The sequence below is a fragment of the Albidovulum inexpectatum genome, from assembly GCF_002927635.1.
Lineage (GTDB): Bacteria > Pseudomonadota > Alphaproteobacteria > Rhodobacterales > Rhodobacteraceae > Albidovulum > Albidovulum inexpectatum.
Genome location: NZ_PRDS01000001.1, coordinates 299,501 through 311,340 on the forward strand (window position 1 = coordinate 299,501; position 11,840 = coordinate 311,340).

Annotated in this window: 12 protein-coding genes; 8 read left to right on the plus strand and 4 right to left on the minus strand. The window is 65.5% G+C overall.

All coding sequences use genetic code 11. The annotated features are described in order from the left end of the window. Positions 1–64: 64 nt before the first annotated feature. Positions 65–403: a P-II family nitrogen regulator gene (locus LV82_RS01540; protein ID WP_104068937.1), complete on the minus strand. Its 339-nt coding sequence runs from the start codon at positions 401–403 to the stop codon at positions 65–67. 260 nt (positions 404–663) lie between these two features. On the opposite strand from LV82_RS01540, the gene LV82_RS01545 reads away from it, so the two are divergent. Further along, complete coding sequence (locus tag LV82_RS01545; RefSeq protein WP_104068938.1) at positions 664–2,826, plus strand: transglycosylase domain-containing protein; 2,163 nt, start codon at positions 664–666, stop codon at positions 2,824–2,826. 30 nt (positions 2,827–2,856) lie between these two features. Here LV82_RS01545 and LV82_RS01550 read toward each other — a convergent pair whose 3' ends face one another. After that, positions 2,857–3,462 carry an ABC transporter substrate-binding protein gene (locus LV82_RS01550; protein ID WP_104068939.1) on the minus strand — a complete coding sequence of 202 codons (606 nt, stop codon included), beginning with the start codon at positions 3,460–3,462 and terminating at the stop codon, positions 2,857–2,859. Further along, positions 3,452–4,195 (minus strand): MlaA family lipoprotein, encoded by a 744-nt coding sequence (locus LV82_RS01555; RefSeq protein ID WP_245873029.1) that lies wholly within the window; start codon positions 4,193–4,195, stop codon positions 3,452–3,454. Before LV82_RS01555 ends, LV82_RS01550 begins: the two co-directional genes overlap by 11 nt. A 164-nt stretch (positions 4,196–4,359) precedes the next feature. On the opposite strand from LV82_RS01555, the gene LV82_RS01560 reads away from it, so the two are divergent. The 7 genes from LV82_RS01560 to LV82_RS01590 all read left to right on the plus strand — a co-directional run bounded on the left by LV82_RS01560 (position 4,360) and on the right by LV82_RS01590 (position 11,282). After that, complete coding sequence (locus tag LV82_RS01560) at positions 4,360–6,096, plus strand: type I secretion system permease/ATPase (protein WP_104068941.1); 1,737 nt, start codon at positions 4,360–4,362, stop codon at positions 6,094–6,096. Further along, entirely contained in the window at positions 6,093–7,388 is a 1,296-nt protein-coding gene (locus LV82_RS01565; RefSeq protein WP_104068942.1) for an HlyD family type I secretion periplasmic adaptor subunit, read from the plus strand. The genes LV82_RS01560 and LV82_RS01565 overlap by 4 nt, the downstream gene beginning before the upstream one ends. A 96-nt stretch (positions 7,389–7,484) precedes the next feature. After that, the gene (locus LV82_RS01570; RefSeq protein WP_104069279.1) at positions 7,485–7,949 is read left to right on the plus strand and encodes a RidA family protein; all 465 of its coding nucleotides are present in this window, start codon (positions 7,485–7,487) and stop codon (positions 7,947–7,949) included. After that, positions 7,949–8,728: a glycerophosphodiester phosphodiesterase family protein gene (locus LV82_RS01575; protein WP_104068943.1), complete on the plus strand. Its 780-nt coding sequence runs from the start codon at positions 7,949–7,951 to the stop codon at positions 8,726–8,728. The genes LV82_RS01570 and LV82_RS01575 overlap by 1 nt, the downstream gene beginning before the upstream one ends. 44 nt (positions 8,729–8,772) lie before the next feature. Further along, entirely contained in the window at positions 8,773–9,951 is a 1,179-nt protein-coding gene (locus LV82_RS01580; RefSeq protein ID WP_104068944.1) for a GNAT family N-acetyltransferase, read from the plus strand. A gap of 13 nt (positions 9,952–9,964) precedes the next feature. Further along, positions 9,965–10,342 (plus strand): 4a-hydroxytetrahydrobiopterin dehydratase, encoded by a 378-nt coding sequence (locus LV82_RS01585; protein WP_104069280.1) that lies wholly within the window; start codon positions 9,965–9,967, stop codon positions 10,340–10,342. Between the two features lie 97 nt (positions 10,343–10,439). Beyond that, positions 10,440–11,282 (plus strand): mechanosensitive ion channel family protein, encoded by an 843-nt coding sequence (locus LV82_RS01590; RefSeq protein WP_104068945.1) that lies wholly within the window; start codon positions 10,440–10,442, stop codon positions 11,280–11,282. Positions 11,283–11,288: 6 nt separating this feature from the next. Here LV82_RS01590 and LV82_RS01595 read toward each other — a convergent pair whose 3' ends face one another. After that, positions 11,289–11,777 (minus strand): peroxiredoxin, encoded by a 489-nt coding sequence (locus LV82_RS01595; RefSeq protein ID WP_104069281.1) that lies wholly within the window; start codon positions 11,775–11,777, stop codon positions 11,289–11,291. Positions 11,778–11,840 lie beyond the last annotated feature (63 nt).

Here is an 11,840-nt window from a genome sequence, read left to right on the forward strand (position 1 = left end):
ATGGCCACCAGACCGGCAAAGGCGGTCAGTTTCATTTGGATCTTCCCCTTGCTTGTCGAGTTGTTCACAGCGCGTCCTCCCCGGTTTCGCCGGTGCGCACGCGCATCGCGTCCTTCAGGTCCAGCACGAAGACCTTGCCGTCGCCGATCTTGCCGGTCTTCGAGACCCGCGCGATCGTGGCGACCACATCCTCGGCCAGCGCGTCCGCGACCGCGATCTCCAGCTTGATCTTCGGAACGAAATTCACCGCGTATTCCGCGCCGCGATAGATCTCGGTATGGCCCGACTGCGTGCCGAAGCCCTTGATCTCGCTTACCATCATTCCCCGCACGCCGATCGCGGTCAGCGCTTCGCGCACCTCGTCCAGCTTGTAGGGCTTGATTGCCGCTATGACGTATTTCACATCCCTCTCCTTCGCTGACGGCCCATCAGGCCTCGCTTCCAGTGGGGATGCCGCGGCGCGGCAAGACAATGTGCGGGGGCCTGAACAGGGCGGGGAATCCGCAATACGCCACCAGATCGGCACATTTTCGTGCAAATGCCTGAAATTTGATCAGCGGCATAACGCGCGGCGGCTTCCGAACGGCTCCACATTCGCCGCGCGACCCTGTATGGTCCGGGCCAAGACCGGCAGATCGGCAGTCAGCAGCGGAACAGGCAGGAATGAACGGAACAGGCGGCAGGAAACGCCCCCTTGTGGCGGAACGGCGGACGAACAGCACATCTTCGAACGCGAAGAAAAAGACCGCCTCGTCGCGCAGATCGACCCGCCGCGCCCGGTCTCAGGGGTCCCGGGCACCATGGCCTGTGCGCGCGGTTACGGGCCTGTTCAGATTCATCGCCCGGGCGATCTGGGCGATCGGCTGGCGCATCGCGGCGATGGTCGGATTGGTGGTGCTGCTGGCGACGCTGTATTTCTATCCGCAGCTTCCGCCGATCGATTCGCTGATTGATGCCCGAACGCGCGGATCGGTCACGATGCTGGACCGCGAGGGGCGCGTCTTTGCCTGGCGCGGCGAAACCTTCGGCGGCACGATCACGGCCGACACGGTCAGCCCGCATCTGAAGAATGCGATCATCGCAACCGAGGACAAGCGCTTCTACCGCCATCTGGGCATCAGCCCGCGCGGCATCCTTGGCGCGATCCGGATCAACCTGGCCGAGGGGCGCGGCCCGTTCGAGGGCAATGGCGGCTCGACCATCACCCAGCAGGTGGCCAAGCTGATCTGCCTCGGCGTGCCTTACGACAAGAGCAAATGGAAATCCGAAGCTGATTACGAAGCCGATTGCCGCCGTTCCAGCCTGTGGCGCAAGATCAAGGAAGTGCCGTTCTCCTTTGCCATGGAGGCCCGCTATGGCAAGGACAACATCCTGACGCTGTATCTGAACCGCGCCTATCTGGGTGCGGGCGCGCGTGGGTTCGAGGCCGCCGCACAGCGTTATTTCGGCAAATCGGCAAACGAGGTGAACCCGGCCGAAGCCGCGATGCTGGCGGGATTGCTGAAGGCGCCGTCCTATTACGCGCCGACCGCCAACCTGAAGCGCGCGCAGGACCGCGCCGCCGTCGTTCTGGGCCTGATGCACGATCAGGGCTACCTGACCGACCGGCAATATCGCGATGCGCTGGCCAATCCCGCCCGTCTTTCCAAGGCCGCGGAACAGCGCACGGGCGGGTATTTCGCGGATTGGGTCGTGGACAGCAGCCCGGCCTTCCTGGGCGACAGCACCACCGAGGACGTGATCGTCTGGACGACCCTGGACCAGAAGATCCAGAAATCCGCCGAGGAGGCCCTGCAAACGGTCTTTGAAACCAGGGTGAAGCCCGGATCACGGGCCGAGGCCGCCATCGTCGTGATGTCCGCCGATGGCGCGGTGCGGGCCATGGTCGGGGGGCGCCAGACCAAGGTATCGGGCGCATTCAACCGCGCCACGCAGGCGCGCCGGCAGGTCGGGTCGACCTTCAAGCCCTTTGTCTATGCCGCCGCGCTGGACATGGGCTATGACATGAATGCCTATGTCGAGGACGCGCCGCTGACGGTCTATGTCAAGGGCTCGGGCGAATGGTCGCCCAAGAACTATGACGGCAAGTATCGCGGCATGATCACCCTGACCGAGGCCCTGGCCAATTCCGTCAATACCGCGACCGTGCGGGTGGGCCAGGCCGTGGGCCTCGAAGCCGTGCGCCAGGTTGCCGCCGATTTCGGGCTGCAATCGGACCTGTCCACCGGCCCGGCGATCCTGCTGGGTGCGTCGGAATCCACGCTTCTGGAGATGACCGGCGCCTATGCGGGCATCCTGAACGGCGGGTCCTCGGTCCGGCCCTATGGCGTGCTGGAACTGCGCCTGCAGGGGGACGAGACGCCCCTGATGGGACAGGACGGTGGCATCGGCGAACGGGTGATCTCGGAACGCGCGGCGCGGCAGCTGACCTACATGATGACCCAGGTGATCGAGCAGGGCACCGGACGGCGCGCGCGACTGAAGGGGCGCGAGGCCGCCGGCAAGACCGGCACGACCTCGGATTACCGCGATGCGTGGTTCATCGGTTTCACGGCGGATTACGTGGTGGGCGTCTGGATGGGCAATGACGACAACACGCCGTTGACGGGCGTGACGGGCGGCGGCCTGCCCGCCGAAATCTGGCGCGAGGTCATGGAACGGATCGAGGCCGATCTGCCGCCACGCCCGCTGCCGATGATCCGGCCCGAGGACCTGCCGCCCCCGGCACTTGCCGAACCCTACAGCGAACAGCCCCGCCGACAGGCCACACCGCGCACGAGCGGCGATCCGATCACCGACCTGTTGCGCGCGATCCTGGGCAACTGACGGCTGCCCGGCGCGACGCGGGGCAAGCGATCAGCCTGCCCGCAGCAGGTCCCGTGCAAGCGCGCCGACATCCCCGCGCCGCCGATCCAGCATCGCGCCGATCTCGGTGCGCTCGGCCGCCAGCATGTTCACGCCTTCGATGATGATGTTGAAGAACAGCCGTTTCCCGTTCTTTTCGAACACGTGCCAATCGACCTGGAACGGGGCTTCGCCGCGCAGATGCGCGACCGAACGCACCTCGTAGAAGCTCTTGAGCGGGTGCGCATCGACGACCTCGATCCGGCCGCCGATGAATTCACGAAACCGCTTGCCGTATTTGCGCGCGATATAGCCCTTGAACGCCTTGATATAGGCTTCGAGATCGGCCTTTGACGCGGTCCGGCCCGCAGGGCCCAGGGCGCTGAGCGCGATGAATCGCGTATCGGCATAGCGCTCGAAGATCCGTTCGAACTCGGCATACATCTGCGTTTCGGACTTGCCCGAAGAGATGACCGCGTTCACCTCGCCGATCGCGCGCTCGATCAGCTCGCGCGCTTCGGCCGTGTTCAATGCAAGGGCCCGCCCCGGCAAGACCGCCGCGAACGCGGCGGCAGACAGCAGGCCAAGGGTCGAACGTCGCGTCAGGTCAGTTGGCATAGGGGTCCTCGTAGGGGTCGATGACATCGGCCTCGATGCCAAGCTCGAAATGGCGGTTCTGCAGATAGATCAGCCGCATCTGCGCATAGCTGTCGGCACTGTCGTAAATGACCGAATCCACCGCATCCCCGTATTTCTGCCGCTTGAGCACCTTTCCGGCCAGCTTGATGCCGGTGATATAGGTGCTTTCAGGCGCTTCGGTAAGAAGCCCCAGCGGGTCGATGACGGCATCGACGACGGTGCCGGCCAGGTCGCGCTCGGTCGTCGGGCCCATCACGGGCAGGACGAGGAATGCCCCTTCGGGCGCGCCCCAGACATGCAGCGTCTCGCCGAAATCCGTTTCCTCGGCATAAAGCCCCATCTCGCTGGCCGGGTCGAAGATGCCGCCGATCCCCAAGGTGGAATTGATGGCGAAGCGCAGCGTGTTCGTCAGCGCGGGCTTCAGGCGGAACTGCAACAGGCTGTTGAGCGCATCCGAGGGCGTGCCAAGGTTCTCGGCGACGTTGATCAGGCCATCGGCAACCGGTTCGGGCAGAAAGGGCTTCTTGTCCTTTCGGCCGCCGCCAAACAGCGTCCGGTCCAGTGCGACGTTTTCCGCATGAACCGCGCGGTTCTGTTCTTCGAACGGATCGTTGAACTCGGCTCCTGGCTGCGGGCGGGTACATCCGGACACCAGCAGGGCCGAGACCATCGCCACAAGACCAAGCCGCCGAACGCGGGTGGTATCGATCAATGAATTGCCAATCATTTTCGCTTTAACTTTCACGCCGGGATGCAACAATGGGGCTGTCACAAGGCTTAAGGGCCAAGCAGGGCAGAGACAAGGGCGCGTGCCATTTTGCCCCGATCGTCGGCGGCAGGGCACAAGCAGGGGGAAATGCGCGGGATGGCGGCCACATGATCCAGCAGGCATTGTTCAAGGGCAAGCGCGAGCTTGCGCGCGCAGTGCGAAAGGATCGGGCGCTGTTTGCAGCGATCGGTCTGTTTTCGGTCTTTGTGAACCTGCTGATGCTGACCGGGCCGATCTTCATGCTTCAGGTCTATGATCGCGTTCTCGGCAGCCGATCGGAAGAAACCCTTGCCGCGCTGTTTGCGCTGGTGATCCTGCTGTTTGCGATGATGGGGATCCTGGATCTGGCGCGCGCGCGGGTGGCGGCGCGGGTGGCCGCGCGGCTTCAGGACCGGCTGGATGCGCGGGTCGAAACCGCCGCACTGCGCCGGGCGGCGGTCGCCCCGAACGATAGCGTTGCGGCCAATGCCGGGCGCGACCTGGAATCGATCCGGCAGTTCCTGTCCTCGCCCGTCTTCCTGGCCCTGTTCGACGCCCCGTGGGCGCCGGTCTTTCTGGCGGCGGTGTTCGTGTTTCACCCGGCGCTGGGCGCCGTTGCGCTGATTGGCGGCGGCGTCCTGATTCTGGCCGCCGTGTTGAACCAGATCGTGACACGCGAACCGGTCCTGGAGGCCGCGCAGGCCCAGCGCGAGGCCGAGCGGATTGCCGACCGCTTTCGCGACGAGGCCGAGACGATCGAAAGCCTGGGCATGCGTGGGTCCAGTCTGCGCCGCTGGCTGCGGGCGCGCCGACAGGCGCTGGCGGATGGGGTTCGCGCCACTGATATCGCGGGCGCATTTTCGGGTTTTGGCAAGACCTTCAGACTGTTCCTGCAATCGGCGATGCTGGCGGCGGGCGCCTTCCTTGTGCTGAAGGGGCAACTCACGCCCGGCGCCATGATCGCGGCGTCGATCCTGATGGGGCGGGCCCTGGCGCCGATCGAACAGGCGATTGGCGGCTGGGCGCTGTTGCAGCGCGCGATCGCGGCGCGCCGACGGCTGAGCGCCCTTCTGGGTGCCGTGCCCGAACCCGAGCCGCGCACGGCCCTGCCGCGCCCACGCGCGGTTCTCGAAGTCAATCAGCTCTCGGTCGTGCCACCAGGACAGACCACGGCGACGCTGCGCATGATCTCGTTCCGGCTTGAACCCGGCCGCGCCTTGGGCGTCATCGGGCCATCCGGCGCGGGCAAATCGACATTGGCGCGGGCTCTGGTCGGCCTCTGGGCGCCCGCCGCGGGTTCGATCCGGCTCGATGGTGCAACGCTCGACCAATTCGATCCCGACGCGCTGGGACGTCATATCGGCTATCTGCCCCAGCGCGTGGCCCTGTTCGACGGCACGATCGCCGAAAACATCGCGCGCCTTGATCCCGATCCGGACCCCGAAGCCGTCATCAAGGCCGCGCAGCGCGCAGCGGCGCACCGGATGATCCTCGAGCTGCCGGACGGATACGACACCCGGATCAGCCAGACGGGCGGCCGCCTGTCGGGCGGCCAGATCCAGCGTATCGGACTGGCGCGGGCGCTCTACGGCGACCCGGTCATACTGATCCTGGACGAACCGAACGCGAATCTCGACAACGAAGGCTCGCTTGCGCTGAACGCGGCCATCCGATCGGTCAAGGAAAGCGAAGGCGCGGTCATCATCATGGCACACCGGCCGGCCGCAATTCAGGAATGCGACCAGCTGATGATTCTTGATTCGGGTATACGCCGCGCGCTGGGCCCGCGGGACGAGGTGCTGAAGGCGATGGTCAGAAACGTGGGCGACATCACGCGCGCCACGGGGCCCGGAGGCGTGACATGAAGGATGCGTTCTCGGTACGCGGGCCGCTGCTTGCGGGCTTTGTGGCGCTTGGCTTTCTGGTCGGCGGGCTGGGTCTCTGGTCGGTCACCACCACGATCGCGGGCGCGGTCGTCGCGCCCGGACGGGTCGAGGTCGAACAGAACCGGCAAGTCATTCAACATCCCGATGGCGGGGTGGTTGCCGAAATCCTGGTGAAGGATGGCGATTACGTCGAAAAGGGCGCACCGCTGCTGCGGCTGGATGGTACGCTTCTGCGATCGGAGCTTGCGATCGTCGAGACCCAGTTCTTCGAAATCCTGGCGCGCCGCGGACGGCTGGAGGCCGAGCGTGACGGCAACACGTCCATCCGCTTTCCATCCGAACTGGTCGAGGCCGCGCAAACCCGCCCCGAGATTGCCCAGCTGATGGCAGGCCAGCAACGCCTGTTCGAAGCGCGCGCAGAGACCGAAGCGAACGAGATCGAGCAATTGCGCCGCCGGCGCGGACAGATCGAGGCCCAGATTGCCGGGATCGCGGCCCAGCGCGCGTCGATCGACACGCAGCTTGGGTTGATCGAAGCCGAACTGGCCGATCTGCAATCGCTTCTGGATCGCGGCCTGACGCAGGTCGGCCGGGTTCTGGCGCTGGAGCGCGAGCGGGCCAATCTGCAAGGCATCGCGGGCGAACTGGATGCCGCTCGCGCCGAGGCCGAAGGGCGCATGACCGAGATCGACATCTCGATCCTCAAGCTTGGGGCCGAACGGCGCGAACAGGCCAACAGCCAGCTGCGCGACCTGGGCTATCGCGAACTTGAACTGGCCGAACGCCGGCGCGCGCTTGTCGAGCAGATCGACAGGCTCGAACTGCGTGCCCCGGTTTCCGGCATCGTCCATGCGATGCAGGTCACGACCCCGCGTTCGGTCATTCGCCCGGCCGATCCCGTCATGTACCTGATCCCACAGGACAGGCCGCTGGTGATCGCAGCGCGCATTTCGCCGATCCATGTGGACGAGGTTCAGCTGGGACAGCCGGTCGTCCTGCGCTTCTCTTCTCTCGACAGCCGCACGACGCCGGAACTGACGGGCCAGGTCGCGCGGCTCTCGGCCGATGCGCTGACCGATCAGGCAACCGGCGTCAGCTATTACCGGGCCGAGGTCGTTCTGGGCCCGGACCAGATTGCGCTTCTTGGCGATCGGGCGATCATTCCCGGCATGCCGGTCGAGGTCTATGTCCGCACGGGCGAACGCACGCCGCTGGCCTATCTGGTCAAACCGCTTGCCGATTACTTCAACCGCGCCTTCCGCGAGGGATGAGTCTTCCGTTTTCGTCATCAACAGGTCGCGCGCGGGCTTTCGCGCAGGACGAAGCATGACTAGGTTGCGCTACACAAGAACAACGGAGCCATGACCATGACCGGAAAGATCGAAGCACGCCTTGCCGAGCTGGGGCTGACATTGCCCGAGGCACCGGCGCCGGCGGCCAATTACGTGCCCTTCGTGCAGGTGGGCAAGCTGGTCTTCGTATCCGGCCAGATCAGCCAGGGCCCCGACGGCCTGATCAAGGGCAAACTGGGCGCCGATCTGGACGTCGAGGCGGGCGCGATGGCGGCGCGGGCCTGCGGTCTGGCGCTGATCGCACAGCTTCGGGCAGCCTGCGATGGCGACCTCGACCGGGTCGCGCGGGTCGTCAAGCTGACGGGATTCGTCAATTCCACCCCCGATTTCACGGACCAGCCCAAGGTCATCAACGGCTGTTCCGACCTGATGGTCGAGGTCTTCGGCGAGTCTGGCCGCCACGCCCGCGCCGCTGTCTCGGCCCCGGCCCTGCCGCTGGGCGTGGCGGTGGAAATCGAGGCCATCTTCGAGCTGCACTGATGCCATATGCCGTCGTCCCCCTGCCGCCCGAATTCCTGCAGGCGCCCATAACCCACCGCGGATTGCACGATCTGGCGGCCGGAATTCCCGAAAATTCCCTGGCGGCCGCGCGCGCCGCGATCGCGGGCGGCTATGGCATCGAATGCGATATCCAGCCCTCTTCCGACGGCGTGCCGATGGTGTTTCACGACTACGACCTGCGTCGGCTGACCGGTCGGGCGGGCCGCACGCGCGGCATGACGGCTGCCGAGCTTCAGGGCCTGCCCCTGCTGGGCGGGAACGAGGGGGTTCCGACCCTTGCCGCATTGCTTGACCTGATCGCAGGCCGCGTGCCCCTGCTGATCGAGATAAAGGACCAGGACGGCGCGATGGGCGAGAATGTCGGTGCGCTGGAGGCCGCCGTGGCCGAAGCGCTGCGCGGTTATCGGGGCCCCGTGGCCGTGATGTCATTCAATCCGAATACGGTCGAGGCCATGGCGCGCGCGGCCCCCGATGTGGCGCGCGGCCTCGTGACTTCGGCCTACCGGCCCGAGAACTGGCCGCTGCTTCCCGCCGCCTCCCGCGACCGGTTGCGCGACATCCCCGATTACGACCGCGTCGGCGCCAGCTTCATCTCGCACGAGGCATCAGATCTGGACAGGCCGCGCGTGGCCGAATTGCGCGACAAGGGCGCACATATCCTGACCTGGACGATTCGGTCGCCCGAAGAAGAAGAAGCCGCCCGGCGCGTCGCGCAGAACGTGACCTTCGAAGGCTACCGCCCCGCGCGGCAGGCTTGACGGAATGCGGGCACCGCCCCAATTGCATTCACAGGGGGCGTGCGATGGACACAGAGGCAATCGAGGTCGTGATGATCCCCGGTCTTGGCGACGTCGCCGAGACTGATTGGGACGCCTGCGCCTGTCCCGAAGCGGCAGAGGGCCGGCCGCGCGATCCATTCACCACCTACCGTTTCCTGTCGGCCCTGGAACGTTCGGGTTCCGTCGGGCCGGGCACGGGCTGGCAACCATGTCATCTGGTTGCGCGCGCAGCGGGTCGCATGGTTGCTGTCATGCCGCTTTACGCCAAGACCCACAGCCAGGGCGAATACATCTTCGATCACGGATGGGCGGATGCGTTCGAACGCGCGGGCGGGAACTATTACCCCAAGCTGCAATCGGCGGTTCCCTTCACCCCGGCCACGGGTCGGCGCCTGCTGACGGCGCCCGGTTGGGAACAGGCCGGACGCGCCGCGTTGCTGCAGGCCATGATTGCCATCGCCGAGCGCAACGGCCTGTCCTCGGCGCATGTCACCTTCTGCACGCAAGAGGAGGCCCGGTTCGGTGCCGACATCGGCCTGCTGCACCGCGTGACGCAGCAATTCCACTGGCAGAATGCGGGCTATGCCGATTTCGACGGGTTTCTTGCAGAACTGTCGTCGCGCAAGCGCAAGGCGATCCGCAAGGAGCGCGCGCAGGCCCAGGCCTTCGGGGGAACGATCCGGCGCCTGACGGGCGATCAGATCAAGGAACATCACTGGGACGCGTTCTGGGCGTTCTATCAGGACACGGGCAGCCGGAAATGGGGCCGCCCCTATCTGACACGCGCCTTCTTTGACGAAGTCCACCGGACCATGCGCGACGACATCCTGCTGGTTCTGGCCGAACGCGAAGGGCGACCCGTTGCGGGCGCTCTGAACTTCATCGGGCGCGACACGCTGTATGGCCGCTACTGGGGGGCGATCGAACACCATCCCTTTCTGCATTTCGAATGCTGCTATTATCAGGCCATCGAACATGCCATCGAACATGGCATGACCCGGGTCGAGGCCGGTGCGCAGGGCGAACACAAGCTGGCGCGCGGCTATCTGCCCCGCCCGGTGCACTCGCTGCACTGGATCGCGCATCCCGGTTTTCGCGAGGCCGTCGCCCGCTATCTTCGGGCCGAACGCGATGCGATCGACCACGAGATCGAAGTGCTGACCGACTATGGCCCGTTCCGCAAGGAGACCGGCCGCGAATAGGATGGAGGAACACATGACCACAATCCTGACCACCGAGGAACGCGAAGCCGCGCTGCCCGATCTGGGCGCAACCGGCTGGGCCGCCGTCGAGGGCCGCGACGCGATCCGCAAGATCTGGAAGTTTCGCAGCTTCTCGGAAGCCTGGGGCTTCATGTCCCGCGTCGCCTTGCAGGCCGAGAAGCTGAACCATCATCCGGAATGGACCAACATCTACAACGTGGTGGATGTCACGCTGACAACCCACGATTGCGGCGGCCTCAGCGCGCTGGACCTGAAGCTGGCGCGCGCGATGGACCGGATCGCGGGCGATGCCGAGGTGCAGAGGGACCACGGCGCGCCGGTCACGTGCCTGTGCCAGGAACATGCCGCGCGAGGCACCGCGCCCGAATGACACCGGGAACCCCTTGACCCCGTGCCGCGTTCCGTTAGGCGGGTTGCGGGACGATCCGCGCCCGCAACACGACGACGAACAACGGTAAGGGGATGGAATGGATCTGCAACTTGGTGATCTTTCGAACTGGCTGACGCAAGAGCGCATCGACCTGGCCATCGCGATGGCCTTGAACGTGGTCTATGCGATCATCATCCTGATCGTGGCGCTTTTCGCATCGGGCTGGGCCCGGCGCCGGATCACGCGCATTCCCGAACGAAATCCCCGGCTTGACCCCACCCTGTTCGGCTTTCTGGGCAGCCTGGCCAAATACGGCATCCTGGCACTGGCCGGCGTGTTCATCCTGAACCGCTTTGGAATCCAGACGGCATCCCTGGTGGCGCTGATCGGTGCCGCGGGCCTGGCAATCGGCCTGGCGCTTCAGGGCACGCTTTCCAACCTTGCCGCGGGGGTGATGCTGATCCTGTTCCGGCCCTTTCGCGTGGGCGACTATGTCGAGATCTCGGGTGTCTCGGGCACGGTCAGGGAGGTCGCATTGTTCTTCACCGAGCTTGCGACCGCGGACAACCTTCAGGTGATCCTGCCAAATGGCGATGTCTGGGCGAACAAGATCGTGAACTATTCTGCCAACCCGACCCGGCGCGTCGATCTGACGATCGGCGTCAGCTATGACACCGATCTGAAGCGGGCCGAAACCGTCCTGCGCGACATCGTCACCGCCGACCCGCGGGTCCATGCGGATCCCGAACCGTTCATCAAGGTCAAGGCCCTGGGCGATTCCTCGGTCGATTTCGCGGTCCGTGCCTGGGTGGATCGCGCCGACTGGTGGGATACGACCTGCGACCTGACGCGGGCGATCAAGGATCGGCTCGACGCCGAAGGGATCGACATTCCCTATCCGACCCGAACCATCCTGATGCCCGGCAATCAGGCCGCGTAGTCTGACTCAGATCGCCTCGAGCAGCGACTCGCCCGCCGAAACCGTGCATTCACCGGGCGAGTCCTCGACCTGCAGCACGCGAACGACACCGTCCTCGGCCATCAGGGCATAACGGCGCGAGCGGTTGATCAGGCCGACGGGCGGCGCGGAGAAGTCCATCCCGATCGCGCGCGTGAACGCCGCCTCGGGATCGGCCAGCATCAGCAGACCGGCCTTCTCGGCCCCGGTCGATTCGGCCCAGGCCTTCATCACGAAGGGGTCGTTGACAGACACGCAGATGATGTCCTCGACGCCCTTTTCGGCGAACTTGTCGCGGGTGCGCATGAAGCTGGGGACATGCGCCGTGGTGCAGGTGCCGGTATAGGCGCCGGGCAGCCCGAAGATCACGACCTTGCGGCCCTTGACCAGGTCGGACAGCTGGACGGTTTCGGGGCCATTGTCCCCCATGCGCATCAATGTGGCATCGGGCAGGCGATCGCCGGGTTTGATTGTCATCTGGATGTCCTTCACATTGCGTTTTCCCAAGCCAACGATATAGCCTCCGCACCAGCTTGGACC